This window comes from Stenotrophomonas sp. HMSC10F07, assembly GCF_001807895.1.
Classification (GTDB): domain Bacteria; phylum Pseudomonadota; class Gammaproteobacteria; order Xanthomonadales; family Xanthomonadaceae; genus Stenotrophomonas; species Stenotrophomonas sepilia.
The window spans coordinates 8,502-33,414 of the sequence record NZ_KV791362.1 but is presented as its reverse complement, the minus strand read 5'-3'; the positions used below and the strand labels follow the sequence as shown (position 1 = coordinate 33,414).

The 24,913-nt window shown below is 66.2% G+C and carries 20 protein-coding genes; 9 read left to right on the top strand and 11 right to left on the bottom strand.

The annotated features are described in order from the left end of the window. Window positions 1-54: 54 nt before the first annotated feature. The 4 genes from HMPREF3114_RS07800 to HMPREF3114_RS07785 all read right to left on the bottom strand — a co-directional run bounded on the left by HMPREF3114_RS07800 (window position 55) and on the right by HMPREF3114_RS07785 (window position 6,019). Complete coding sequence (locus tag HMPREF3114_RS07800; protein WP_053497648.1) at window positions 55-2,247, bottom strand: TonB-dependent siderophore receptor; 2,193 nt, start codon at window positions 2,245-2,247, stop codon at window positions 55-57. Between the two features lie 354 nt (window positions 2,248-2,601). Next, the gene (gene mqo, locus HMPREF3114_RS07795; protein ID WP_053497650.1) at window positions 2,602-4,293 is read right to left on the bottom strand and encodes a malate dehydrogenase (quinone); all 1,692 of its coding nucleotides are present in this window, start codon (window positions 4,291-4,293) and stop codon (window positions 2,602-2,604) included. Between the two features lie 154 nt (window positions 4,294-4,447). Continuing rightward, window positions 4,448-4,927, bottom strand: coding sequence for a GNAT family N-acetyltransferase (locus tag HMPREF3114_RS07790; RefSeq protein WP_053497651.1), 480 nt, complete (start codon window positions 4,925-4,927; stop codon window positions 4,448-4,450). A 186-nt stretch (window positions 4,928-5,113) separates the two neighbouring features. Next, window positions 5,114-6,019 carry a LysR family transcriptional regulator ArgP gene (locus HMPREF3114_RS07785; RefSeq protein WP_005415672.1) on the bottom strand — a complete coding sequence of 302 codons (906 nt, stop codon included), beginning with the start codon at window positions 6,017-6,019 and terminating at the stop codon, window positions 5,114-5,116. Window positions 6,020-6,158: 139 nt separating this feature from the next. Between HMPREF3114_RS07785 and HMPREF3114_RS07780 the strand changes: the two genes are divergently transcribed. Both HMPREF3114_RS07780 and HMPREF3114_RS07775 read left to right on the top strand, forming a co-directional pair. Beyond that, window positions 6,159-6,794, top strand: a complete 636-nt coding sequence (locus HMPREF3114_RS07780) for a LysE/ArgO family amino acid transporter (RefSeq protein ID WP_005415673.1) — start codon at window positions 6,159-6,161, stop codon at window positions 6,792-6,794. A 163-nt stretch (window positions 6,795-6,957) separates the two neighbouring features. Then, on the top strand, window positions 6,958-8,946 hold the full coding sequence (locus HMPREF3114_RS07775; RefSeq protein ID WP_053497655.1) for an alpha/beta hydrolase family protein: 1,989 nt from the start codon (window positions 6,958-6,960) through the stop codon (window positions 8,944-8,946). Between the two features lie 56 nt (window positions 8,947-9,002). Here the strand turns inward: HMPREF3114_RS07775 and HMPREF3114_RS07770 are convergent, their stop codons facing one another. Together HMPREF3114_RS07770 and HMPREF3114_RS07765 are read right to left on the bottom strand one after the other, a co-directional pair. Continuing rightward, a complete protein-coding gene (locus HMPREF3114_RS07770; RefSeq protein ID WP_053497657.1) occupies window positions 9,003-10,757 on the bottom strand; it encodes a peptide MFS transporter in 1,755 nt (584 codons plus the stop codon). Window positions 10,758-10,836: 79 nt separating this feature from the next. Then, window positions 10,837-11,985, bottom strand: coding sequence for an acetyltransferase domain-containing protein (locus HMPREF3114_RS07765; RefSeq protein WP_053497659.1), 1,149 nt, complete (start codon window positions 11,983-11,985; stop codon window positions 10,837-10,839). A 199-nt stretch (window positions 11,986-12,184) separates the two neighbouring features. On the opposite strand from HMPREF3114_RS07765, the gene HMPREF3114_RS07760 reads away from it, so the two are divergent. The 3 genes from HMPREF3114_RS07760 to HMPREF3114_RS07750 all read left to right on the top strand — a co-directional run bounded on the left by HMPREF3114_RS07760 (window position 12,185) and on the right by HMPREF3114_RS07750 (window position 17,846). Further along, entirely contained in the window at window positions 12,185-14,149 is a 1,965-nt protein-coding gene (locus HMPREF3114_RS07760) for an OPT family oligopeptide transporter (RefSeq protein ID WP_049435318.1), read from the top strand. Window positions 14,150-14,382: 233 nt separating this feature from the next. Beyond that, window positions 14,383-16,461: an alpha/beta hydrolase family protein gene (locus HMPREF3114_RS07755; protein ID WP_070489512.1), complete on the top strand. Its 2,079-nt coding sequence runs from the start codon at window positions 14,383-14,385 to the stop codon at window positions 16,459-16,461. A gap of 140 nt (window positions 16,462-16,601) precedes the next feature. Then, window positions 16,602-17,846 carry a DUF819 family protein gene (locus HMPREF3114_RS07750; RefSeq protein ID WP_070489510.1) on the top strand — a complete coding sequence of 415 codons (1,245 nt, stop codon included), beginning with the start codon at window positions 16,602-16,604 and terminating at the stop codon, window positions 17,844-17,846. 71 nt (window positions 17,847-17,917) lie between these two features. Here HMPREF3114_RS07750 and HMPREF3114_RS07745 read toward each other — a convergent pair whose 3' ends face one another. The 5 genes from HMPREF3114_RS07745 to HMPREF3114_RS07725 are packed head-to-tail and all read right to left on the bottom strand — an operon-like array spanning window position 17,918 to window position 20,939. Further along, window positions 17,918-18,397 carry a hypothetical protein gene (locus tag HMPREF3114_RS07745; RefSeq protein ID WP_053497660.1) on the bottom strand — a complete coding sequence of 160 codons (480 nt, stop codon included), beginning with the start codon at window positions 18,395-18,397 and terminating at the stop codon, window positions 17,918-17,920. Between the two features lie 46 nt (window positions 18,398-18,443). After that, window positions 18,444-18,704, bottom strand: coding sequence for a cell division topological specificity factor MinE (gene minE, locus HMPREF3114_RS07740; protein WP_005408532.1), 261 nt, complete (start codon window positions 18,702-18,704; stop codon window positions 18,444-18,446). Window positions 18,705-18,706: 2 nt separating this feature from the next. Next, window positions 18,707-19,516 carry a septum site-determining protein MinD gene (gene minD / locus HMPREF3114_RS07735; protein WP_005415682.1) on the bottom strand — a complete coding sequence of 270 codons (810 nt, stop codon included), beginning with the start codon at window positions 19,514-19,516 and terminating at the stop codon, window positions 18,707-18,709. A 35-nt stretch (window positions 19,517-19,551) separates the two neighbouring features. Further along, window positions 19,552-20,397 (bottom strand): septum site-determining protein MinC, encoded by an 846-nt coding sequence (gene minC, locus HMPREF3114_RS07730; RefSeq protein ID WP_049413254.1) that lies wholly within the window; start codon window positions 20,395-20,397, stop codon window positions 19,552-19,554. Next, complete coding sequence (locus tag HMPREF3114_RS07725; RefSeq protein ID WP_070489509.1) at window positions 20,343-20,939, bottom strand: GNAT family N-acetyltransferase; 597 nt, start codon at window positions 20,937-20,939, stop codon at window positions 20,343-20,345. The genes minC and HMPREF3114_RS07725 overlap by 55 nt, the downstream gene beginning before the upstream one ends. 151 nt (window positions 20,940-21,090) lie before the next feature. Here HMPREF3114_RS07725 and HMPREF3114_RS07720 point away from each other — a divergent pair, with 151 nt between their 5' ends. From HMPREF3114_RS07720 to HMPREF3114_RS07705, 4 genes are all read left to right on the top strand, one after another. Beyond that, the gene (locus HMPREF3114_RS07720) at window positions 21,091-22,287 is read left to right on the top strand and encodes a sensor histidine kinase (protein ID WP_053497662.1); all 1,197 of its coding nucleotides are present in this window, start codon (window positions 21,091-21,093) and stop codon (window positions 22,285-22,287) included. Next, window positions 22,287-22,928, top strand: coding sequence for a response regulator (locus HMPREF3114_RS07715; protein WP_006424175.1), 642 nt, complete (start codon window positions 22,287-22,289; stop codon window positions 22,926-22,928). Before HMPREF3114_RS07720 ends, HMPREF3114_RS07715 begins: the two co-directional genes overlap by 1 nt. A 234-nt stretch (window positions 22,929-23,162) precedes the next feature. Continuing rightward, the gene (locus tag HMPREF3114_RS07710) at window positions 23,163-24,236 is read left to right on the top strand and encodes a polyketide cyclase (RefSeq protein ID WP_005415686.1); all 1,074 of its coding nucleotides are present in this window, start codon (window positions 23,163-23,165) and stop codon (window positions 24,234-24,236) included. A 104-nt stretch (window positions 24,237-24,340) separates the two neighbouring features. Next, on the top strand, window positions 24,341-24,712 hold the full coding sequence (locus HMPREF3114_RS07705; protein WP_005415687.1) for a DUF423 domain-containing protein: 372 nt from the start codon (window positions 24,341-24,343) through the stop codon (window positions 24,710-24,712). The last annotated feature ends 201 nt before the right edge of the window (window positions 24,713-24,913 follow it).

Genomic DNA, 24,913 nt, shown 5'->3' with positions numbered 1-24,913 from the left:
AGCATGGCTCGACGCTACAAGGTGCCGGGCACAGCCCGGCAACCCCTGCCTGCCTCAGAACTTCCAGCGCAGGCTGGCGGATACGAATCGCGGCTCGCCGAAGTTGTTGTAGTCCAGGTTCGCCCAGTAGGTCTTGTCCAGCGCGTTGCGCACGCTCAGCGTCGCGGTCCAGTTGTCGCTGATGCGGTAGTTGGCATTGAACTGGACCAGCGAATACGCTGGCTGGTTCACCGTTACCGTGCCGCCCAGCGGGTAGGCGATGTTGTAGCCCTGCACCCTGCTCTGCCACTGCAGGCCCCCGCCGATGCTCAGGCGTTCCAGCGCGCCGCGCAGCTGCAGCTGGGTGTTGAGCTGCAGCAGGTCCTTGGGCGGGTTGGCGTACAGCAGGTCGGTGGCGGCGCGGGTGACCTTGACGTGGGTGTAGCCGGCATTGACCGTCCAGCCCGGCAGGATCTCGCCGTTGACGTCCATCTCCCAACCGCGCGCCTTGGTACCGTTCACGCCGATGTAGGCCGAGCTGCCGTCGCTCAGCGTGCCTTCCGGCACGCCCATGTCACGCACCGCGTAGTTGTCCTGCTTGGCCTCGAACACAGCGGCATTTGCGGTCAGGCGGCCATCGAACCACTGCGTCTTGATGCCCGCTTCCAGGTTCGAGCCCTGCACCGGTGCCAGCAGGTTCTCGTTGCGGTCCTTGTAGTTCTGCGGATTGAAGATCTCGGTGTAGCTGGCATAGGCCGACACGTTCGGGGTGATCTCGTAGACCAGGCCCACGTACGGAGTGACTTCATCGCTCACCTTGTACGCACCGCTGGTGCCGGTATAGGCGCCGGTGGCGTTGTAGGAGCGGGTGAGGGTTTCCCAGCGGCTCAGGCGTGCACCGGCAATCAACGACAGCGGATCGGCCAGGTGCAGGCGGGTGGCCAGATAGACGCCGCTCTGCGTGGTCTTCGCTACGCGGCGTGCGCCGGTGCGGGTGTAGGTCACCTCGGAAATGTCGCCGTTCCAGGAGTACACATTGGGGATGTAGTAGCAGCGCTCACGCCCGCAGGTGGCCCAGTCCCCCGGGAAGTTCAGCGACACGGTATTGGTGGTGCCTTCCAGGTCCGACCACTGGGCGCCGATCGTGAGGTCGTGGTCGCGGCCGAACAGCGGGAAGTTGCCGGTCAGGTAAGCATCGACATTGCGGCGGGTGTCTTTCGAATCACCGGCGGCCGCACGCAGGAAGATGCCCGAGCCGGTCACCGGGTCCGGGTTGCCGGTGCCGTACAGGCGCACGTTCTGCACGTTGCCGCGGGTGTAGGCGGTGTTGATCTTCAACAGCCAGTTGTCGCCGAAACGCTGCTCCAGGTTGGCGAAGGCGGTGTTGCTCTCGCGCTTCCAGTAGCTCCACTTCGGCGACAGGTTGGTCGAGCGCGGCAGATGGGCGAAATTGCCCTGGCTGTCGAAGAACGGCACGGTGCCCCAGGTCGAACCGGTCGGGTTGTTGTCCTGGGTCTGGTAGCCGAGGGTGAGGGTGGTGCTGTCGGTGACATCGCCTTCCAGCACCGCCATGCCGGCCATCTTGTTCTCGTCGTAACGGTCGTAGTACAGCCCGCGATCGGTGTAAGCGGCGACCACGCGGCTGCGGAAACGGCCGTCATCGGTCAGCGGCGCGGTGACGTCGGCTTCCATGCGGCGGTAGTCCCAGCTACCGGCGCTGACCGCGAACGACGCGTCGAATTCCTTGCCGGGGCGCTTGCGCAGCAGGTTGACCGTGGCCGACGGCACGCCGGCGCCGCTGAGCAGGCCGTTGGCACCGCGGATCACTTCGATGCGGTCGTAGAAGGCGGTGTCGTATTCCTGGTTGGTGGAGCCGCTGTAGGTGGGAATGCCGTCGACCTGGAAGTCGGTGATGGCGAAGCCACGCGCGTAGTACAGCGGGCGCTGCGTGTCATAGAAGGACACGCTGACGCCGGTCACGTTGCGCATCACATCGTTGATGCTGAACAGTGATTCGTCCTGCAGGCGCTGCAGGCTGATCGCGGTGGCCGACTGCGGGGTTTCCTGCAGGGTGATCGGCAGGCGCGTGGTGCTGGCCGGCGGAGCGGACTGCTCGGCCCGGACGCTGACCCGGTCCAGGGTCTTGGCATCGCCGGCGGCATCGGTGGCGGCGAACGCGGCGGGCGTGGCCAGCAGGGTCAGCGACGAAAGCAGGGCAGCCGGCAGCAGCGCGCGGCGGGGCAGGCGGTTACGGACAGGCAGGGGCATGGTGGGCTCGAGGCTTGGAAACGGGGAAGGGCGGCAACAGTCGTCCAGCACCCGGGGCGGCGGCTTCGGGCACGGTCAGGTCCATCTGGAGCGGCGCGATCACTGCGCAGGGTGCAAATGTAAATAATTCTTAACAACATTACAAATCGCGTCATTGTGCAGGGGCTTCCCGGCGCAGAGCGGTGGCGGGCCGGGGTCGGATCCCGTTGCTGCAGACAATGGGCTCTGACCCCATCATCGACGCCCAATCGCAGGTCAGAGCCCTCCCGTGCGGGAGGGATCCGACCCACCTCGCACAAAAACAAACGGCCACCCGAAGGTGGCCGTCCGTCTGCATCGAAGGAACGCGCGGGCTTACAGCGCCTGCAGTTCCTCATTGGCATTGCGCTTTTCCTTCGCCGGTGCCGGAGCCGCAGCGGCCGGAGCCGGCACCGCCGCGTTCGCATCCACCGGCACCTCCAGGTACGGCAGGTGCAGGGCCTGGCTGGTGAGCGTACGGATCTCGTTGACCAGTGCGGCGCTGTCGTTGAGCTTGCGCCCGTACGACGGCACGATCTCGCGCAGGCGGGTTTCCCAACCGGCCTTCATCTGGTCCGGGAAGGCCTTGGCCATCAGGTCCAGCATGATCGGCGGCGAGGTCGACGCGCCCGGCGACGCGCCGAGCAGCGCGGCGATGGTGTGGTCCTTGTCGGTCACGATCTCGGTACCGAACTGCAGCACCGGGCCCTTCAGCGGATCGCGCTTGATGATCTGCACGCGCTGGCCGGCGGTGACCAGCTTCCAGTCACCCGGCTTGGCATTGGGGAAGTACTTGACCAGTTCGGCCTGGCGGTCGGCATCATTCAGGCGCGCCTGGCCCATCAGGTACTGCACCAGGTCCAGGTTGTCCTTGCCCACTTCCAGCATCGGGCCAACGTTGTTGTGGGTCACCGAGGAATACAGGTCCCACCACGAGCCGTGCTTGAGGAACTTGGTGCTGTACAGCGCGAACGGCCCGAACAGGACCACCGGCTTGCCGTCCAGCTTGCGTGCATCCAGGTGCGGCACCGACATCGGCGGCGAACCGGTTTCGGCCATGCCGTAGGCCTTTACGCCATGGCGCGAGGTCACGTCCTGGCCCTGGAAGGCGAGGAACTGGCCACCGACCGGGAAGCCTGCGTAGTCCTTCGATTCCGGAATGCCCGACATCTGCAGCAGCTTCAGCGCGGCGCCGCCGGCACCGATGAACACGAAGCGGGTGTGAGTGGTGGTTTCGGTGCCGGCCTTGAGATCCTTCACCGTGACGTTCCAGCTCTTGTCGGCGTTCTGCCGCAGGGCGGTCACTTCATGGTTCAGGTGCAGGCTGAAGTTCGGGCTGCGCTGCAGGCCGGCGGTCAGCTGGCGGGTGATCACACCGAAGTTGACGTCGGTACCGAGCGGCATCCAGGTCGCGGCAACCTTCTGCTTCGGGTCACGGCCTTCCATCAGCAGCGGGGCCCACTGCTTGATCTGCGCCGGATCCTCGGAGTACTGCATGCCGTAGAACAGCGGGTTCTTCACCAGGGCCTGCTGGCGCTTGTGCAGGTAGGCGATGTTGTCATCGCCCCAGACGAAGCTCATGTGCGGGGTCGGGTTGATGAAGTCGCTGGGCTGGCTCAGCCGGCCTTCCTTCACCTGGTGCGACCAGAACTGGCGCGAGACCTCGAACGATTCGGCGATGCCGACCGCGCGCTTGGTCTCGATGCTGCCGTCGGGCAGTTCCGGGGTGTAGTTCAGTTCGGCGAACGCCGAGTGGCCGGTGCCGGCGTTGTTCCAGCCATCGGAGCTTTCACCGGCGACGCCGTCGAGGCGTTCGTAGACCTGGATGTTCCAGTCCGGCTGCAGTTCCTGCAGGTAGGTGGCCAGGGTGATGCTCATGATGCCGGCGCCGACCAGCACAACATCGACGGGCTTGTCGTTGCTGGCGGCGGGCACGGAGCGCTGGGTCAGTGGCCAGTACAGGAACAGCGCGGCGGCCAGCAACAGCAGCACGAGCAGGGCGAGCAGGGCCTTGCCAAATTTCTTCATGGGGGCGGGATCGTTGGCGGAGGGGAAGGGGTCAGGATGCGCGTGGGGCAGGGAAAGGGCGTGAAGAAACAACGCCTTGCAGCATCCATCCGCGATTCTAACCGGATCCGGTCGTTTTTTGATGCAACGCAGCATCCGACGTTTCGCGACGCTGTCACGTGGGCGGCAGGCGGCGCCCGGCGACGGTGGGAACCAGCTCAAGGATCTCGTCGCCGGCCTCATCGAGCTCGCCGGTCGGGCGCCAGCCCAGGCGGCGGTAGAAGCCATGCGAGCGCGAACGCGGGTCGGCCGAGCAGGCCAGGAACAGCCGCTGGTGGCCGGCATCGCGGGTCAGGCTGACCACGTCCTGCAGCAGCTGGCGGCCGATGCCGCGGCCCTCGTAGTCCGGCAGCAGGGCAAGCACCAGCACCTCGCCGCTGTCACGATCGGCGAAGCAGTAACCGGCCATGCGCTCGCCGTCCCAGGCGACGCGGCCGATCGAATCGCCCTGGGCGATGCCGGCTGCCCAGCTGTCCTCGGTGATGCCCAGTTCTGCCAGCTGGGCCGCACTGAAGGCGTTCTCGCGGGTGCGCCCGCGCAGGTCGATGCAGGCGGCGGCATCTTCGGGGCGGGCGTCGCGGACGAATACAGGCATGCAGGGCATCCTTGCAGTGATCGGCCGACCAGTATCCGCATCACGCATGGACCTGGTGTGGAGCTTACGTGGAGATCCGATGGAGCAAAAAAAAAGGGGACGGAGGGGATTAAGTCGTTTAAGACCCAAACGACATCCGGGGCAAAGACGACTTAATCCCCTCCGTCCCCTTTTTCCCGCTGGGCGTCAGCGCTTGCGCCGGATCAGCGCGGAGGACGCATCCAGTACCGCGCGGGTCAGCAGGGCCATGGTCTGCACGTCGCCCTTCCAGTGCTGCCAGTACAGCGGCACGTCCTCCCACGCGCGCTGGCGCACGTAGACCAGGCGGCCTGCGTCCAGGTGCCGCTTGACCAGCGGCAGCGGGTTCATGGTCCAGCCCAGTCCGCCGAGGTTGGCCTGCACGAAGGCCCGGGTGGAGGGGATCCACCAGGTCGGTGCGGTACTGGGCAGGTCGTCGCCGGCCATGCGCCGGGCGAAGCGCGACTGCATTTCGTCCTTGCGGTTGAACACCAATACCGGCGCCTGTGCCAGCGCCTGCGCGGTCACGCCCTTGGCGAAGTGGCGTTCGCGGAACTCGGGGGTACAGGTGGCGGCGTAGCGGATGCTGCCCAGCGCATGGATCTGGCAGCCCTGCACCGGCTCGTCCAGCGTGGTCACTGCGCCCAGCACCGTGCCCTGGCGCAGCAGCTCCACGGTGTGGTCCTGGTCTTCCACGCGCAGGTCCAGGGTGGTGCCGGTGGTCTGCGCGAACTGGTAGGCGGCCTGCGGAAACCAGGTTTCCAGGCTGTCGTGGTTCACCGCCACCGGGATGCTGGCCTGGGGCAGATCCTCATCGGCCAGGCCCATCCGGTGCAGCGCATCGTGTTCGAGCAGGGCGGTCTGCTCGGCCAGCTGCACCAGCAGCTGCCCCTCGGCGGTGGCCGTGGCAGGCGTGCCGCGCTTGACCAGCAGGCGGCCGATCCGGTCCTCCAGTGCCTTGACCCGCTGCGAGATGGCCGAGGGCGTGACATTCAACGACTGTGCGGCGCGGTCGAAGCTGCCTTCGCGGATCACCGCGGCCAGGGCGCGCAGCTGGGCATGATCGATGCGCATCGAATTAAGCTCCGCTAATGTTGGTTTAGGAAGTTTAGCTCGTCTTTTCCATGTTGCGGCGCGACAATGGCGTCCGTTCCGGTGCTGTCCGCCTTCGCGAGGCACCGTCCCCCCCAAGCAATACAAGGCAGTGAATCCCATGTTCTCGGTCATCTCCGCCAGCACCGGCCTCGGTGCCTGGTTCTCTGGTGCAGCCACCGGCATCGGCCTGTTCGCGGTGGTCGGCGCCCAGAGCGCCTTCATTCTGCGCCAGGGCATCCTGCGCAAGCACATCGTGCCGGTGGTCGCCACCTGCGCGGCCATCGATGCCATCTTCATCTTCGCCAGCGTGGCCGGCCTGCGCACGCTCACCTCGGCGCTGCCGTGGCTGACGACCGCCGTGCTGTGGACCGGTGTCGCGTTCCTGGCCTGGTATGCGATGAAGTCGGCACGCCGTGCGATCGCCGGGGGGGGTGGCATGGGCGAGGCCGACAGCGATGACGGCAGCCGCCGCGCGGTGCTGATGGCCGCGGTCGGCTTCTCGCTGATCAACCCGCACTTCTGGCTGGACATGATGGTGATCGGCTCCATCGCCGAGAACTTCGGCAACGCCCGCATGGCTTTCGCTGCCGGCGTGGTCACCGCCAGCTGCCTGTGGCTGACCGCGCAGGGCCTCGGTGCCCGCCTGCTGGCGCCGCTGTTCACCAAGCCCAGCACCTGGCGCGTGCTCGACGGCACCATCGCCGTGATCCTCAGCATCCTGGCCCTCATGTTGGCGGTGCGCGGGGTCCACTGACCCGGCGCACGCCCCCCGAACCCACGTCCTGACTCTCTCTCCAAGGTAGTGGCAACGACGGCACCGGCAACGGTGCCGTCGTCTTTTCCGGCTCTGGCGGGAAATGCATGGCCCTGCCTAGAATCGGCCACCAGGACAAGGTGTCCACAGGAGCAGGGGAAGGATGCACAAGACCATTCTGGCGGCCGCACTGGCCGTCATCGGGGGCGTTGCCGCAGGCAGCGCGGGGGCGGTGGACCTGACGCAGTACCTGCGCCGGGAGACCTTCACCGATATCAAGATCTCGCCGGGGGGCGAGTACGTGGCGGCAACAGTGCCGAAGGAAGACAGCACCGCGATCGCGATCCTGCGGTTGAAGGACAAGGAGGTGGTCGGCAGTTTCTGGCCGCCCAGCCGCAATCATGCGCAGGAATTCGACTGGGTCAGCAACGAGCGCCTGTTGATCGGCCTGGCCCAGAAGTGGGGCTCGCTCGACCAGCCCAATCCCACCGGCGAACTCTATGCCATCGACGCCAATGGCAACCGTGGCGAGCTGCTGGTCGGCTATCGCGTCGAAAGCAAGGGCCCGGGGACCCGCATCCAGCCGAAGAAAGTCGAAGCCGTGGCCGCCTTCCTGGCCGACGACCTGCCGGGTGACGAGCGCAACGTGCTGGTGACCGTATGGCCGCTGGCCGAGGATCCGTTCACCCGCGTCGATCGCATGGATGTGACCACCGGTCGTCGCTCGCGGGTGGCGTCTTCGCCGGTACGGCGCGGTGAGTTCACCACCGACGGCGCCGGCGAGGTCCGCTTCGTGCACGGCTCGGGCAGCGACAACATCAACAAGCTGTATTTCCGCGAACGCAGTGGCGACAGCTGGAAGCTGATCAATGATGAGGCGGTCAGCAAGCGCATCGAAACCGCCCTCGGCTTCTCGGCCGATGACAGCCTGGCCTACCTCAACGTCGAGCAGACCCAGGGCCCGGATGCGATCGTCAGCTGGAACCCGCAGACCGGCGAACGCGCGACGCTTCTGCGCGACGAGGTGGTCAATCCGTACCGCATCATCCACCGGCCCGGCACCCATGTGCCGGTAGGCGCGCTGTACCTGGGTGACAAACCGCGCACGCGCTTCTTCGATGAAGGCTCGGCCGATGCGCGCCTGTACCGCAGCCTGGAAGCCGCCTTCGGAGGGCCCGTCTACATCACCTCCAGCACCCGCGATGGCCGTGTCGTGCTGGTGGAAACCTGGTCGGGCTCGAACCCAGGCGATTTCTATGTGTACGACACGGTGGCGCGCAAGGCCGATCACCTGATCAGCCGCAGCGACTGGATCGACGTGGACCGTAGTGCCAGCGTGAAGCCGATTGCACTGAAGGCGCGCGACGGGCTGCCGCTGCATGGCTTCCTGACCCTGCCGGCCGGCAGCGACGGGCGCAACCTGCCGATGGTGGTGATGCCGCATGGCGGCCCGTTCGACATCTTCGATTCCGGCCAGTACGACCGCGAAACGCAGATGCTGGCCGCGGCCGGTTATGCCGTGCTGCAGGTCAACTTCCGTGGTTCGGGCAACTACGGCCGGGCCCACACCCAGGCCGGGGCGCAGCAGTGGGGCGCGGCGATGCAGGACGATGTCACCGATGCCACCCGCTGGGCAATCAGCGAAGGCATCGCCGACGGCCGTCGCATCTGTATCTACGGCGCCAGCTACGGGGCCTACTCGGCGATGATGGGTGCCGCCCGCGAACCCGGGTTGTATCAGTGCGCGGCGGGCTATGTCGGGGTCTACGACCTGCCGATGATGTACACCCGTGGCGACATCCAGGACCGGGGTTCAGGCGTGACCTATCTGCGCGAATGGCTGGGGGATCCGGCCAAGCTGGGTGCGGTGTCGCCGGTGAACATGGCCGAACGGATCAAGGTGCCGGTGTTCCTGGCCGCCGGTGGCGAAGACAAGCGCGCGCCGATCCAGCACACCGAGCGCATGGAAGCAGCGCTCAAGCGCGCCGGCACGCCGGTGGAAAGCCTGTACTACAAGACCGAAGGCCACGGCTTCTACACCGAGGCCCATCGCAGCGAGTACTACGACAAGCTGCTGGCCTTCCTGGCGCGCAGCCTGGGCGGCAAGACTGCGACGACCGCGCCCGCGACCGGCAAGGACAAGGCGCCCTGAGCTGACAGGGCGGTGGATGATCATTCCGCCGCCCTGGTTTTCCGCAAGCGCGGGGTTTACTTCACCCCGTGCATCATCTTCTTCAGCAGCGGTGCGGCGATGAAGGCCGCCAGTGCGCAACCCAGGCCGATCCACATCAGCAGCCAGAACAGGTGCGCATAGGCGCCGGCTGCGGCCACCATGTCCAGCGATTCGCCTTCCGGCACCTCGATCGCGGCCAGCTTGCCGAACAGCGCGGCCAGCGTCTCCGAGAATGCAGTGGCCAGGAACCAGGTGCCCATCATCAGGCTCATCACCCGCGGCACGGCCAGCTGGGTCACTGCCGACAGGCCGACCGGCGACAGGCACATCTCGCCGCTGGCCAGCAGGAAGTAGGCCAGCACCAGCCACCACACGCTGGCCATCTCGCCAGTGGCGCCCACCTGCTGCGCCGCCAGTGCCAGCGGTACGAACGACAGTGCGCCAATCACCAGGCCCCAGGCCGACTTCACCGGCTTGCCCGGCTCCCAGCCGCGGCGGTCCATCCAGGTCCACAGCGCGGCGAAGGCCGGCGCCAGCAGCACCAGGAACAGGCCGCCGAGATAGGTGAGCGAGCCTGCGGTCTGCGGGATCACCAGGCAGTCGCGCACCAGCAGCACCAGCATCAGCACGACAATGGCGGCGAAGAACGCGCGCGGTGCGGCCGAACCCGGGCGCCGTTCCGACAGGCGCGCGCTGACCACGAAGCCCAGCGGTGCCAGCAGCAGCGAGAGGATGGACCACGGCAGCGGCGTGCCGCCGGTGATCACCAGCGAGGGCACGATGTCCTTGGTCAGCAGGCGGTCGGTGAAGGTCACCCACGAGCCGTAGGACTGCTCGTACATCGTGAAGAACACCAGCGCCATGAAGATCAGCACCATCAGCGCGATCATCTGCTGGCGCTGCACCGGCGTGCACTTGCTGCCGGTGAACCAGGCGAACCAGACCAGCACGCCGCCCAGCACCACCAGCATCAGCATCAGCGCCAGGCTGATTTCTCCGCCCAGCGCGAACGCGCCGTTGCCGGCGGCCCACATCAGCCACGCCACCGGCAGCACACCAAGCACCGCGCACAGGTAGATGAGCCATTCGCGCGGCAGGCCCATCACCTTCTGCTTCAGTGCCGCCGGCTGCGGCGGTTCGGCGTGGCCCTGCAGGTACTTCTGGCCCCACAGGAACATCGCCAGGCCGGCCAGCATGCCGATGCCGGCTGCACCGAAACCGTACTTCCAGCCATAGGCCTCGCCGAGGAAGCCGCACACCAGCGAGGAGAACAGCGCGCCGAGGTTGATGCCGGCGTAGAACAGCGAGAAGCCCGAATCGCGGCGCGGGTCATCCTTGGCGTACAGCTTGCCGACGATGGTGGAGATGTTCGGCTTGAGGAAACCGACGCCCATGATGATCAGCGCCAGCGACAGGTAGGTCACCGCCAGCGCCGAGGTGTCGCGCACCACTTCGCCGTTTACCCGGTAAGCGGCGTGGCCCTCGAAGGCCATGCCGAGGTGGCCGAGCACCAGCAGGATGCCGCCGAACAGCACCGCCCGCCGCATGCCCAGCCAGCGGTCGGCCAGCATGCCGCCGAACACCGGGATGCAGTACACCAGGCCACCGTAGGCACCGAGCAGGTCCAGGCCGGCCTTGTCGCCGAACAGGTGATATTTGGTCAGGTACAGCAGCAACAGCGCCTTCATGCCGTAGAAGGAGAAGCGCTCCCACATTTCAGTGAAGAAGCAGACGTAGACGCCCTTGGGGTGGCCCAGGAAGTCGTCGGAAGCGATAGCGGTGGAATTCATCGCGGAATTATAGGCCTGTGGCCTGATCCGCTTTCAGTAGATCCACGCCATGCGTGGATTGCCGGGCTGGCCTGGGCGATCACAGGTATCGCAACCAAGGCAGATCGCGCCTTCGCGCTTTGAACCGCGCGAAGGCCCGCGTCGGCGGGTACAGCACCACCGCCAGCGCACAGGCCACCAGCAGCAGGCCGCTGACCGAATCCAGGGCATACAGCTCGCCATGGGTCGGCCCCCAGGCCGCCAACGCGGCCAGGTACAGCCCCTTCAGTACGTACAGGTGCAGCAGGTAGAAGAACATCGGCGCAGCGCCGATATCGGCCAGCGGCTGCAGTGCCCGCGCCAGCGGCGGCCATTCGTACAGCCGCAGCAGCAACACTCCCACGCCCAGGGTCAGCAGCAGGAACTGCAAGGACGGCGGGTACTTGGTGACGTTGAAGATGCTCAGCCAGGTACGCAGCGTGGTGGCCTGGTACTGCCAGGGCGCATCGCCATATTCGTTGGCCAACCGCAGCAATGCGAACAGGGCCAGCGCGCTGACGCCTGCCCACAGCAGCCAGCGCTGGCGCTGCTCCGGCGCGCGCGCGCGGCCAAACCAGGGCCCCATCAGATAACCCAGCGCAATCACCCCGATCCACGGCAGTACCGGATAGGAGGTGCGCAGGCGCAGCGTGCCAGCCTCGATCCAGTCGCGCTGGTGCAGTACTTTCCACAGCACCGCCAGCAGGCCATTGCCTTGCACCCGAAGGCCGTCGAACAGGTTGTGCCCGGCCACCACCGCGATTGCCAGCATCAGCAGGGCCGGGCGTGGCAGCCACAGCAGGCCGGCCAGCGCGATCATGCTCAGCCCGATGGCCCAGATCACCTGCAGGTACAGCGTGTGCGGCGGCAGCTGGAAGGTCCAGGCGAAGTTCACCAGGGTCAGTTCCAGCACCACCAGGAACAGCCCGCGCTTGAGCAGGAAGGCGCCTGTGGCCCGGCGCGGATCCGGCTGGCGCTGGCCGTACAGCCAGGCCGACAGGCCGGTCAACAGGACGAACACGGGTGCGCACAGGTGGGCCAGCAGACGGCAGGCGAACAGCGCAGGGGAGACCGTGGCTGCGTCCATCGGGTCGCTCACCTGGTGCTGCAGGAAGAAGGTCTCGCGCACGTGGTCCAGCAGCATCAGCAGCATCACGGTGCCGCGCAGCTGGTCGATGGAGGCCAGGCGAGAGGAGGGGGAAGGGGGCATGCGATGCGGAAGCTACAGGGTAGTATTAAGATATAACATATCAATTCAGGTGATCCCAGCCGGACTTTGCCGTGTCTGCCGATTCCGGCTTCACGCACAGCCTCATTGCGCTGTGGCGGCTGCCCCATCCTTTGGCACGCTGGACTTGATCTGTCCTGAACGCTAGCGTGACAGGGATTTTTTGCCAGCAGGGGCTTCCATGAACCACGACGCTGCGCCCAAGCAGCTCACCTTCCGCGCAGTGGCCCTGGCCATCGTGCTGGCGGTGGTGCTGTCGGCCGCAAACGCCTACCTCGGCCTGTTCGCAGGCCTGACCATCGCCACCGCCATTCCCGCCGCGGTGATTTCCATGGGCGTGCTGCGCCTGCTGGGTGGTGGTTCCATCCTCGAGAACAACATCGTGCAGACCGGCGCCTCGGCCGGCTCGTCGATCGCCGCCGGTGTGATCTTCACCATCCCCGCGCTGGTGATCATGGGCTACTGGCCGGACTTCAAGTACTGGTGGGTGCTGGGCATCGCCGGCCTGGGCGGCCTGCTGGGCGTGCTGTTCTCGGTGCCGCTGCGCCGTTCGATGATCGTTGAAGACCCGCTGCCGTTCCCGGAAGGCAAGGCGGCGGCGGAAGTGCTGAAGGCCGGTGAGAACCCGGGTCCGGGCCTGAAGATCCTCGGCCTGTCGGCGGTGATCGGCGCCTTCGTCAAGCTGGCTGCGGAGAGCGGCATGCGCCTGATCCCGGACGCCTGGGCCACCTCGGCCTATGTCGGCAGCTCCAAGGTCACCGCCTTCATCGGCACCAACCTGTCGCCGGCACTGCTGGGCGTGGGCTACATCGTCGGCCTCAACGTCGGCATCGTGGTGGTATCCGGCTCGATCCTGACCTGGCACATCGCCATTCCGATCTACCAGGCGTTCTTCATGAACACCGATCCGGCATTGGCCGCGTCGGTTGCTGCGGCTTCCTCCACCGAGGCCGCGTTCGCCATCTGGGGCGCGAAGATGCGCTACCTGGGCGTTGGTGCGATGCTGATCGGTGGCATCTGGACCCTGATCTCGCTGCGCAAGTCGCTGCTCAACGGCGTCAAGAGCGGTTTCGCCGCGGCCCGCAAGAGTGGTGGCCCGGTGCTGGCGCATACCGAGCGCGACCTGCCGATGAAGTGGATGCTGGTCGCCCTGGTGGCGTTCGTGCTGCCGCTGCTGGCCCTGTATCAGGCCATCGTCGGCCAGTGGCACGTGTCGATCCCGATGACCCTCATCATGATCGTCGCCGGCTTCCTGTTCGTCTCGGTCTCGGCCTACCTGGCCGGCCTGATCGGTTCGTCCAACAACCCGGTTTCGGGCATCACCATCTCCACCATCCTGTTCGCCTCGGCCGTGCTGGTCGTGCTGCTGGGCGCTGACGGCCTCAAGCCGGTCGGTGCCGGCGGGGCGCCGCTGGGCGCGGTGGCCGCGATCATGATTGGTGCGGTGGTGTGCTGTGCCGCCGCGGTCGGTGGTGACAACCTGCAGGACCTCAAGGCCGGTTACATCGTCGGTGCCACCCCGTGGAAGCAGCAGCTGATGCTGGGCATCGGTGCGTTCTCGTGCGCACTGATCATGGCCCCGGTACTGAACCTGCTGGCCACTGCCTACGGCATCGGCGTGAAGTCCGAGCTGCACCCGAACGCGCTGGCTGCGCCGCAGGCCAACCTGATGGCCTCGGTGGCCAAGGGCCTGTTCGGTGGTGAACTGCCGTGGACCTTCATCGGCATTGGTGCTGTGGTCGGCGCTGCCATCATCGCCTTCGACAGCTGGCTGAAGTCGCGCAACGCCCGCTTCCGCGTGCCGGTGCTGGCCGCCGCTATCGGCATCTACCTGCCGCTGGAACTGATGGTGCCGATCTTCCTCGGCGGCCTGATCGCCCATCTGGTCGAGCGCTTCCACAAGGTGCGCGCCGATGACGAAGAAGGCCGCGACCGCGTGCACAAGCCGGGCGTGCTGTTTGCCGCCGGCCTGATCACGGGTGAGGCACTGATGGGCATCGCCATCGCGATTCCGATCGTGGTCAGCAGCCGCGCCGACGTGCTGGCGGTGCCGTTCCACCTGCCGGGCGCACAGTGGATCGGCCTGGCCGTGCTGTTCCTGGTCGGCTGGCTGATCTATCGCACCGGCAAGTACGCCAAGGCGTAAGCAATGGGGTCGGACGCCTTCCCGCAGGGAAGGACTCCGACCCCGCGCTGACAGCGTCTGGGGTCAGGGCCGATTCCGCCGGAATCGGATCCGACCCCGGCGTCCCCACAAACCGCGCTACGGCGCGGTTTGCTGTTTCTGGCGATTGCCCGCCTGCAGCCATGACCGATGGCCTTGGCAGCCCCGGCCATGCGGGCCTACCATCGGTTTTTTGCCGTCCTGCGGAGACCCCGATGAAACTGCGTCATGCCCTGCTGCCACTGAGCCTGCTGGCCGCCCTGCCCAGCGTCGCCGCTGCCCGTGGCCTGGAAGTCCGCGACATGGTGGCCATGGACCGCGTCTCCGCACCGGTATTGACCGCTGACGGCGGCACCGTGGTGTTCGCCAAGCGCAGCGTGGATGCCAATCTCAAGGCCTCCACCGCGCTGTACGCGCGCAACCTGCGCACCCGCGATGCAGCGCCGCCGAAGCAGATCACCCCGGCCGGCTGGAACGTCAATTCCGCTTCGCTGTCGGCCGATGGCCAGACCGTGTATTTCCTCAGTGCCAGGAACGGCAGCCAGCAGCTGTACGCGCAGCCGATCAGCGGCGGCACCCCGCGCCAGCTGACCGACTTCCCGGTCGACGTGGACAGCTACCGTGTGTCGCCGCAGGACGACCGCGTGTTGTTCAGCGCCGGCGTGTTCCAGGCGTGCGCCTCGGACCTGGCCTGCACCGAGAAGAAGCTGAAGGAAAAGAAGGACGCCAAGGCCAGCGGCCAGGTGTGGGATTCGCTGTTCGTGCGCCATTGGGACACCTGGAACGACGGTCGCCGCAACACCCTGTTCGTCGCTCCGCTGCCGGCAGCCAAGGCCGGTGCAGTCAAGGGCGCTTCGGCGCTGAGCGCGACCATCGATGGTGATGCGCCGTCCAAGCCGTTCGGCGGCAATGACGACTTCGTTTGGTCGCCGGACGGCGCCAGCGTGGTGGCCAGCATCCGCGTGGCCGGCAAGCAGGAGCCGTGGTCGACCAACTTCGACCTGTACCGCTTCGACGCCGCCGGCAAGCAGGCGCCGGTCAACCTGACGGCCTCCAACCCGGCCTGGGATGCCGGCCCGGTGTTCAGTGCCGACGGCAAGACGCTGTTCTACCGTGCGATGAAGCGCCCGGGCTTCGAGGCCGACCGCTTCGGCCTGATGGCGATGGACGTTGCCAGCGGCAAGAGCCGCGAGATTGCCCCGCAGTGGGATCGTTCGGCCGGTGGCATCACCCTGTCCGCCGACGGCGCCAGCATCTACACCACCGCCGACGACCTCGGCGAACACCCGCTGTTCCAGATCGACGTGGCCAGCGGCAAGGCCACCAAGCTGATCGGCGACGGCAGCGTGACCGCGGTCGACGTGGCCGGCAACAGCGTGGCGATCACCCGCAACAGCCTGAAGAGCAACGACCAGGTGCTGGTCGGCCTGCTGCCGGCCGCGGGCGAAGCCATCGGCGAACTGCGCGCGCTGACCCCGGCCGCAGGCGAGGTGCTGAAGGACGTGTCCTTCGGCGACTACGAGCAGTTCGAGTTCAAGGGCTGGAACAACGACACCGTGCACGGCTACGTGGTCAAGCCGCACAACTACCAGGAAGGCAAGTCCTACCCGGTGGCGTTCCTGATCCACGGCGGCCCGCAGGGCAGCTTCGGCAATGGCTGGAGCTACCGCTGGAACCCGCAGACCTACGCGGGCCAGGGCTACGCGGTGGTGATGATCGACTTCCACGGCTCCACCGGCTATGGCCAGGCATTCACCGATGCGATCAGCCAGCACTGGGGCGACCGCCCGCTGGAAGACCTGCAGAAGGGCTGGGATGCGGCACTGAAGAAGTATTCCTTCCTCAACGGTGACAAGGCCTGCGCGCTGGGCGCCAGCTACGGCGGCTTCATGGTCAACTGGATCGCCGGCAACTGGAACGGCCCGTTCAAGTGCCTGGTCAACCACGACGGCGTGTTCGACCAGCGCATGATGGGCTACGCCACCGAAGAACTGTGGTTCACCGAGTGGGAGCAGGGCGGCACGCCGTACCAGAAGGCCGCCAACTACGAGAAGTTCAACCCGGTCAACCACGTGGCGGACTGGAAGAAGCCGATCCTGGTCATCCACGGCCAGCAGGACTTCCGCATTCCGGTCGAGCAGGGCCTGGCCGCGTTCACCGCCGCCCAGCGCCAGGGCATCGAATCGAAGTTCCTGTACTTCCCGGATGAAAACCACTGGGTGCTGAAGCCGAACAACAGCATCCTGTGGCATGACACCGTCAATGCCTGGCTGAAGCAGCACATCGGCAATTGATGATTGCAGCGCCGCCCTTCGTGGCGGCGCTTTTGTTTCACCCTCTGCTTTACCGGTGGGTGCCGACCGTTGGTCGGTGCACCTTCCGGATCTGCCGCCAACAGCAGCCGGCCAGCGGCCGGCTCTACCAGAGCGCCTGCATGCCTTCGACTGCCCTGATCCAGAACGACATCGTCGTCTTCGGTTTGATCGCCGCCACCCTTGGCGCCGTGTTCTGGACCGCCTCGCGAGAGCAGGGCCTGTGGAAGCGCGTCTACACCTTCGTGCCGGCCCTGCTGCTGTGTTACCTGATTCCCGGCATCTACAACACTGTGGGCCTGATCGACGGGCAGAACACCCGGCTCTACAACCCGATCGCGCGCGACATCCTGCTGCCGGCGGCGCTGATCCTGCTGACCCTTGCGGTCGACATCAAGGGCATCCTGCGGCTTGGCCCGAAGCTGGTGCTGATGTACCTGGGTGCCTCGGCCAGCATCATGTTCGGTGCGGTGGTGGCGTTCCTGCTGATGCGTGCCGTGCATCCGGAAACCGTGGCCGGAGACACCTGGGCCGGCATGGCCGCGCTGGCGGGCAGCTGGATCGGCGGCGGCGCCAACATGCTGGCGATGCGTGAAGTGTTCGACGTCAATGCGACCACCTTCGGACAGTTCGCGGTGGTCGACGTCGGGGTCGGCTACGTATGGATGGCCGCGCTGATCTTCCTGGCCGGGCGCGCGGCGAAGATCGACGCGCGCAGTGGCGCCGATACCTCGGCCATCGATGAGCTGAAGGAGCGCATCGCGCGCTTCCAGGCCGAACACGAACGCATTCCCAGCCTGACCGACCTGATGCTGATCGTGGCGGTGGCCTTCGGCGGTGTCGGCCTGGCTCACGCCATTGGCGCACCGCTGGCGGCGTGGTTCAAGGCGAATGTCAGCTGGGCTGCGCAGTTCAGCCTGGACGCGCCGTTCGTGTGGGTGGTGGTGCTGTCGACCACGCTCGGCCTCAGCCTGAGTTTCACCCGTGCGCGCAACCTGGAAGGCGCGGGCGCATCGCGCCTGGGCTCGCTGCTGCTGTACTTCCTGATCGCCTGCATCGGCATGCAGATGGATCTGCTGGCGCTGCTGGACCGCCCGTGGCTGTTCCTGCTGGGCATCATCTGGATCAGCGTGCACATCGTGCTGCTGTGGTGCCTGGGCAAGCTGCTGAAGGTACCGTTCTTCTATTTCGCCATCGGTTCGCAGTCGAACATCGGTGGCCCAGCCTCGGCGCCGGTGGTGGCCGCGGCGTTCCATCCGGCCCTGGCGCCGGTCGGCGTGCTGCTGGGGACGATGGGCTATGCCACCGGCACGTACCTGGCCTACATCGTCGGCATCACCCTGCGCGCGCTGGCCGGGCAGGGCTGATACGGTGATGGGGTGATGGGGTCAGATCCCTTTTGCGACGCAAAAAGGATCTGACCCCGGTTCCCGGTGAATCACGCCACCGGCAAGCCGCGTTCGATCAACCACGCCTTCGCGTCTTCGGCGTCCTGTTCAAACCACGCCTGGGTAGATCCCAGCCGATACGTATATCCCCACGCATCCATGTCGGCCATCAGCCGCTGGCTGCCGACACCGGGCAGCTGCCCGGCCAGCACGATCTGCAGGTAGCAGGTCGCGTCTTCCTCGGCCACCGAGTCGGTGGCATCGGTGTGCACCTGCGCACGCCGCTCCGGCGGCAGTACGATCAGGTGGCAGGCCTCATGCAGCATCGAGTGCACGGGCGTGTCATCGCGTACGTACACGTTGCTGGCGATGATGCCGGCCTCTGGCTCGCCCCAGTAACTGCCGGGAATCGGTTCACCGGCCGCCACGTGGTGCAGCCGAAGGCCATGCGCGGCGAGCAGGCGCTGCGCGTCGGCGAAGGCGATGTCGCCCACGCAGGTGATGTCCACGGCGGTTGTCGTATCGGTCATGCGGGTCAGACAGCCCCGCCCATGCAGGCACGGGCGGGGCAGGGGATCAGGGCTTGTCCGGGCCTTCGGGCAGCGCCACGGAAATGTCCAGCACGTCGTGCTGGCCATCCTTTACCAGGTCGACCTTCACCGCATCGACGTCGATGTTCACGTACTTCTTGATCACTTCCAGCAGCTCGCGCTGCAGCAGCGGCAGGTAGTCCGGGCCACCACGGTGGCTGCGTTCCTGCGCGATGATGATCTGCAGGCGGTTCTTGGCGGTTTCGGCGGTGGTCTTCTTCGCTTTGAGGAAATCAAACAGGCCCATGCTTACCCTCCGAACAGCTTGCTGAAGAAGCCCTTCTTCTCGACGTTGGTGAAGCGCATCGGGCGTTCTTCGCCGAGGATGCGCGCGACGGCGTCTTCATAGGCCTGGCCGGCAGCGGATTCGACATCCAGAATGACCGGCTCGCCCTTGTTGGAGGCGTTGAGCACGTCGCCCGATTCCGGAATCACGCCGATCGCCTTCAGGCCGAGCACTTCCTCGACGTCGGCGATGCTCAGCATCTCGCCGCTTTCCACGCGCAGCGGGGTGTAGCGGGTCAGCAGCAGGAAGGCCGGCACGTCCTGGCCGGACTCGGCCTTGTGGGTCTTCGAGTCGAGCAGGCCGATGATGCGGTCGGAGTCGCGCACCGACGACACTTCCGGGTTCACCACCACCACCGCACGATCGGCGAAATACATCGCCAGGAAGGCACCCTTCTCGATGCCGGCCGGGGAGTCGCAGATGATGTAGTCGAAACCGTCGGCGGCCAGGTCTTTCAGGACCTTGCCCACGCCTTCCTGGGTCAGTGCGTCCTTGTCGCGGGTCTGCGAGGCGGCCAGCACGTACAGGTTGTCAAAGCGCTTGTCCTTGATCAGGGCCTGCTTGAGGGTGGCTTCGCCGTGCACGACGTTGACGAAGTCATACACCACGCGGCGTTCGCAGCCCATGATCAGGTCGAGGTTGCGCAGGCCGACGTCGAAGTCGATCACCGCCACCTTCTTGCCGCGCCGCGCCAGGCCGCAGGCCAGGCTCGCGCTGGAAGTGGTCTTGCCGACGCCGCCCTTGCCGGAGGTGACTACGATGATTTCAGCCAAAGGACTTCTCCTGATGATTCTGTTTGGGGGCTGCGTCAGTCCAGCGCAGCGATCTTGATCTGGTCCTGTTCCAGCCAGACCTGCACGGCCTTGCCGCGCAGGTTGTCCGGGACATCGTCCAGTACCTTGTAATGGCCGGCAATGGCGACCAGTTCCGCATGGAAATCACGGCAGAAAATGCGTGCCGCAGTGTTGCCCTGGGCCCCTGCCAGCGCGCGGCCGCGCAGGGTGCCGTAGATGTGGATGCTGCCATCGGCAATGACCTCGGCGCCGGCGCCGACGGTGGCCATCACGGTCAGGTCGCAGTTCTCCGCGTACAGCTGCTGGCCCGAACGCACGTTGCCCAGCTGCATGCGGCCCGGCTTCGGTGCAGCCGCGTCGGCCACCTTGGCCACCGGCGTTGCCGGGGCCGGCTTCGGTTCGGCACGGGCTGCGCGGCGCGGCTCCGGTGCAGGCGGCGGCGGGGCCGGTTCGGCCTCGGCACGCTCGTATTGCGCTCGGAACTTGGCCAGCAGCGGCAGGCCGAGCTGCTGCGAGAGCAGGTCGATCGCGCTGGTGCCATAGGCAAGCGCCACCGGCAGCACGCCGGCGCTGCGCAGGCCATCGACCAGCGCCTGCGCGGTGGCCACATCCGGCACCTGGCTCAGGCCGCCGAAGTCGAGGATCACCGCGGCGCGGCCGAACAGCTTCGGGGCGCGGGTCACGCGCTCGCGCATTTCCTGCACGAGGCGTTCGACATCAAGGGTGCGGATGCGCAGGTTGGCGATGCCCACCTGGCCGATCTTCAGTTCACCGGCCTGTTCGTAATCGAAATTCACCGCCACGCTCAGGTCCCCGTCGGCCGCTGTGCCTGCGCCGGCAGCTGCCGTGCGCGTGTCCATGCCACATCCGGCAGCTTGCCGCCGTAGGTCTCCTTGACCCAGGGGTTGCTGCACAGTTCCTTGGCCAGCATGCTGGCGCGCACATCGACCTGCGGCATCGTGTTCTGGCCCAGCTCGCGGAAGCCGAAGCTGCCGTGGAAGAGCAGGGCGGCATCGGCGCCATGGTCGAGGAAGACTTCGCAGGTCATCTGCGGGTAGCGCAGTTCGGCGAAGCTCTGCGCGTCGGCATAGAACGCACGGCCGACGCCGCCGCCACGACGGCGGCTGGCGACCACGATGCGGTCGATATAGAAGAACGGGGTGTCCAGCTGCTGCTTGAACCAGGCGAAATTGCTGCTGTCGTGCTGGCTGTCGCTGCCAAAGCCGATCAGGAAGCCGGCCAGGTTGCCGTCGCGCTCGGCGACGCGGAAGTATTCAGCGGTTTCATAGAACAGGCGCAGGCGGGCCGCATCCAGGGGAAGGATGGCCAGGCCAGCATTGTTGTTCAAAGCCAGGACGGAATCGAGCTCGTGCTCGCGCACGTCGCGGATGACAATCGACATTGTGACTCCGTGGGGTAACGCGGTTGGTCCATCAAGGGACCCTGCGCACGATTATTGCATGCCCGGGGTGGGCTGCGGCATGAACAGGCGACTGCAGGGGCATGACTTCCGTGGGAGTGCGCGACGCAGGCCGGGCCCGTAGAGTGCTGGCATGTTGGGAGTCCTCAGCCATACCCGCGTCCTCCGCCTGGCCGGCCTGTTCACCTGGGTCATGGTCGGCCTGCCGCTGGCGTACTCGCAGTTCGAGAACCTGCACAGCCGCGCTGACATGGGCGGCTGGGCGATCCTGCTGTTCGTTGCCTACCTGTCCTTCGGCACGGCCTACTACTGGCTGACCCGCATCCTGCGCAGCGACAGCCACACCAGCTGGCTGGACCGCAGCCTGCTGCTGTTGCTGACGGTCTCGGCGCTGGGGGTCAGCTTCCTCAGCGGGTCGGGCCTGGGCAGCATCCTGATGATGGTGGCCGCCGGGGTCATTCCGTGGATGCTGTCGGTACGGCTGGGGGTGCTGTGGCTGCTGGTCAGCCAGCTGGCCGTGGCTCCGGTCTACTACATGCTGCTGCGCTTCCCGCTGTTCGAAGCGGTGATGCAGTCGCTGCTGTACGGCGGCTTCTCCATGTTCATCTTCGTGACCAGCCTGGTTGCGCGTCAGCAGACCGAGGCCCGCGACGAGCAGCGCCGGCTCAATTCAGAGCTGCGCGCCACCCGCGCCCTGCTGGCCGAGAGCGCACGGGTCAACGAGCGCACCCGCATTTCGCGCGAACTGCATGACCTGCTGGGCCACCAGCTGACCGCGCTGACCTTGAACCTGGAGGTCGCCGGGCACCTGGCCGAGGGCCAGGCCCTGGATCACGTGAAGCGCTCGCACGCGCTGGCCAAGCTGTTGCTGGGCAACGTGCGCGAGGTCGTGAGCCAGCTGCGCGAGACCGGCGCGATCGATCTGGCCGCGGCCCTGCGCCCGCTGACCGAGAACGTGCCCTCGCTGGACATCCAGCTGGAGATCGAGGATCCGCTGAACGTGGAGGACCCGCAGCGGGCCCACGTACTGCTGCGCTGCACCCAGGAGATCATCACCAACGCGGTGCGCCATGCCAGTGCCCGCCACCTGTGGATCAAGGTGTACCGTGAAGCCCCCGATCGGGTGGTGGTCGAGGCCCGCGACGACGGTGTCGGCGCGGATATGGTCAATGTGGGCAATGGCTTGCGCGGCATGCGCGAGCGCCTGCAACAATGTGGTGGCCAGCTGCAGATCGAAACCCGCCCCGGTGAGGGTTTCCGGCTGCGGGCGACGGTGCCGGCAACGGTGCTGGTGGCGGCCCTTACCAAGGTTCCTGAAGGAGTGCGTTGATGATTCGCGTCTGCCTGGTCGACGACCAAACCCTGGTGCGGCAGGGAATCCGCTCCCTGCTGGCGCTCGACGACGGCATCGAGGTGGTGGCCGAGGCCGGCGACGGCCGGCAGGCGGTCGAGCTGATCCCCCAGGTACGCCCCGACGTGGTGCTGATGGACATGCGCATGCCGGTGATGTCGGGGCTGGAGGCCCTGCAGGTGCTGTCGAGGCAGGAACAGCTGCCGCCGACCATCATCCTCACTACCTTCGACGACGATCAGCTGGTGCTGGCCGGGCTCAAGGCCGGTGCCAAGGGCTACCTGCTCAAGGACGTCACCCTGGCACAGCTGGTCGGTGCCATCCGCACCGTGGCCGACGGGGGATCGCTGGTGCAGCCGGCGGTAACCCAGCGCCTGCTGTCCGGCCTGGAGCACATGCGCAATGAATTCGTCAGCCTGGACCGCCCGGACCCGCTGACCGACCGCGAGACCGAGATCCTGCGGCTGATGGCCAGTGGCTTCTCCAACAAGGAGATCGCCAATTCGCTGGGCGTCGCCGAGGGCACCATCAAGAACCACGTGTCCAACATCCTTTCCAAGCTGGGTGTGCGCGACCGTACGCGTGCCGTATTGAAGGCCTTCGAACTCCAGCTGGTATAAGAAAAATCTTTCAAGTACAAAGACTTGGGTCGTGGCCGGGGGTTTCCGCCAGGGTTGACCCCTACTTGCCGGGTAGCGGTATGCGTTACCCTTCGAATCCTTTGTCCATACAAATACGCAGCCGGCAGGGAAACCGGTGCGCCAATCCCGATAAACAATGCCCGCGAAGCCTGCTAGGATTGGCGCTTCGCTTCAATCAACCCGGCCGTGGGATCGGCCCCGGAGACTCTCTGAATGACCCGTATTATCGAGTTCCTGATCGCCTTGGGGATCGTGGCTGGCCTGTTCGTCATCATTGGCGTATGTCTGCCGGGCGAGCGTCACATCACCGAAAGCATCGAGACCAACCGCAAGATGACGATCGTGTACGACACGGTCAGCAGCCTGCGCCGCTTCAAGGACTGGAACCCGCTGGTACTGCGCGATCCCGCCGTTGACCTGAAGCTGTCCGGCCCGGCCTCGGGTGTCGGTGCCACCCTCGACTTCACCTCCAAGGACCTGGGTACCGGTTCCTGGAAGATCACCGAAGCCGAAGAGAACAAGCGTGTTGTGATCGCCATCGAGGACGCCACCAAGGGTCACGACAAGGTCACCACCTTCAACCTGGAGCCGACCGGCAAGGGCGGTCGCAACGTCAAGATCACCCAGGACTACTCGGTGAAGTACGGCTTCGACCTGTTCGGCCGTTACGCCGGCCTGTATGTCAGCCGCCAGATCGGCGACGACATCAAGATGGGTCTGTCGCGCATGGCCAACATGCTCGCAACCGTGCCGAACGTGGACTACCGCACGCCGGAAGCCCCGCTGACCGACCTGGCCATCGTTGAAGTGCCGGCCGAGAACCTGCTGGTGGTCAACGCCGGCAACGTGGACCGCGGTCAGGACACCATCACCAAGTCCATCAAGGACAACCAGGAGTGGATCAAGCGCGTGATGGAGGCCAATGGCCTTGAAGCTGCCGGTCCGTTCCGCATCATCACCACCGACTTCGGCCAGGAGAAGTACGCCTTCGACATTGCCCAGCCGGTGAAGAAGAAGGGTGCCGAAGGTGCTGCTGCCGACGAGCTGACCGTCAAGATCGACGGCGGCGCTCCGGTCAAGTACGTGCACGTTGCTCCGCACCGTTCGGCGCATGCGGCCTACACCGGCCACATGGCGGGTCTGGACGTGGCGCGCAACGGCCTGCGTGCCTGGGCCGTGACCTCGGGCAACGAAGTCATCGACCGTCCGTACGAAACCTGGAAGGACGGCATCGACAAGTCGTTCACCCCGGAAGGTACCTACGACATCTACTGGGCCGTCAAGTAATCCCCGGCTGCCCCATGTAGTGTTGGACACGAAAACGCGCCGCTCATTGCGGCGCGTTTTTTTTCATCCGGCGCCCGGCAAGGGGCGCTGCGCAAGGAGCCCTCATGTTCAATCTGGAACGTCGCGCACGTAAGCCTTCCCTGCTGGCCTGCCTGGGGGCGCTGTTGGCTGCCGTCTCGATCGGCCTGTCTGCCTATGCATCGCATGGCGTGGCCGACCCGTTGGCGCAGCAGCATCTGAACATGGCGGCGCTGTATGCGTTCGCGCATGGCGCGGTGCTGGTGGCGCTTGGGCCGCGCGCGCAGGGGGTGATCGCACACCTGGCGCTGTACGTGCTGCTGCTGGGGGTCCTGCTGTTTTCCGGCAGCCTGGTGGGTGGGGCGTTGTGGCAGTGGCCGACACGGATGGCGCCGATCGGTGGCACCAGCATGATGGCTGGATGGGTGTTGCTGGCGATCAATGCGTTGAGGCGGTGACTGAGTCGACGGCGTCGTTTCGATCCCTGCTGATGCGATCTGCATCGCTCAGGGGCGTTACTTTTCTTTTCGCGCGAAAAGAAAAGCAACCAGAAGAGACGCGCCGCCGGCCGCGAGCCGATGCTGCGCACCGGTCCCCTGTGCTCCTCGGCCCGTCGAGGGGCGGTGCGGAGAGCAGCCGAGCATGGCTCGGCTCTACAG

Excerpts from the sequence above, each read along its gene's own strand:
- mqo (WP_053497650.1), bottom strand. The coding sequence starts at position 4,293 with ATGAAGAAATTTGGCAAGGCCCTGCTCGCCCTGCTCGTGCTGCTGTTG.
- HMPREF3114_RS07770 (WP_053497657.1), bottom strand. The coding sequence starts at position 10,757 with ATGAATTCCACCGCTATCGCTTCCGACGACTTCCTGGGCCACCCCAAG.
- minE (WP_005408532.1), bottom strand. The coding sequence starts at position 18,704 with ATGGGCCTGTTTGATTTCCTCAAAGCGAAGAAGACCACCGCCGAAACC.
- minC (WP_049413254.1), bottom strand. The coding sequence starts at position 20,397 with ATGGACACGCGCACGGCAGCTGCCGGCGCAGGCACAGCGGCCGACGGG.
- HMPREF3114_RS07710 (WP_005415686.1), top strand. The coding sequence starts at position 23,163 with ATGACCCGTATTATCGAGTTCCTGATCGCCTTGGGGATCGTGGCTGGC.
- HMPREF3114_RS07780 (WP_005415673.1), top strand. The coding sequence starts at position 6,159 with ATGTTCTCGGTCATCTCCGCCAGCACCGGCCTCGGTGCCTGGTTCTCT.
- HMPREF3114_RS07705 (WP_005415687.1), top strand. The coding sequence starts at position 24,341 with ATGTTCAATCTGGAACGTCGCGCACGTAAGCCTTCCCTGCTGGCCTGC.
- HMPREF3114_RS07800 (WP_053497648.1), bottom strand. The coding sequence starts at position 2,247 with ATGCCCCTGCCTGTCCGTAACCGCCTGCCCCGCCGCGCGCTGCTGCCG.
- HMPREF3114_RS07755 (WP_070489512.1), top strand. The coding sequence starts at position 14,383 with ATGAAACTGCGTCATGCCCTGCTGCCACTGAGCCTGCTGGCCGCCCTG.
- HMPREF3114_RS07790 (WP_053497651.1), bottom strand. The coding sequence starts at position 4,927 with ATGCCTGTATTCGTCCGCGACGCCCGCCCCGAAGATGCCGCCGCCTGC.
- HMPREF3114_RS07725 (WP_070489509.1), bottom strand. The coding sequence starts at position 20,939 with ATGTCGATTGTCATCCGCGACGTGCGCGAGCACGAGCTCGATTCCGTC.
- HMPREF3114_RS07750 (WP_070489510.1), top strand. The coding sequence starts at position 16,602 with ATGCCTTCGACTGCCCTGATCCAGAACGACATCGTCGTCTTCGGTTTG.
- HMPREF3114_RS07760 (WP_049435318.1), top strand. The coding sequence starts at position 12,185 with ATGAACCACGACGCTGCGCCCAAGCAGCTCACCTTCCGCGCAGTGGCC.
- HMPREF3114_RS07715 (WP_006424175.1), top strand. The coding sequence starts at position 22,287 with ATGATTCGCGTCTGCCTGGTCGACGACCAAACCCTGGTGCGGCAGGGA.
- HMPREF3114_RS07775 (WP_053497655.1), top strand. The coding sequence starts at position 6,958 with ATGCACAAGACCATTCTGGCGGCCGCACTGGCCGTCATCGGGGGCGTT.
- HMPREF3114_RS07720 (WP_053497662.1), top strand. The coding sequence starts at position 21,091 with ATGTTGGGAGTCCTCAGCCATACCCGCGTCCTCCGCCTGGCCGGCCTG.
- HMPREF3114_RS07765 (WP_053497659.1), bottom strand. The coding sequence starts at position 11,985 with ATGCCCCCTTCCCCCTCCTCTCGCCTGGCCTCCATCGACCAGCTGCGC.
- HMPREF3114_RS07785 (WP_005415672.1), bottom strand. The coding sequence starts at position 6,019 with ATGCGCATCGATCATGCCCAGCTGCGCGCCCTGGCCGCGGTGATCCGC.
- HMPREF3114_RS07745 (WP_053497660.1), bottom strand. The coding sequence starts at position 18,397 with ATGACCGATACGACAACCGCCGTGGACATCACCTGCGTGGGCGACATC.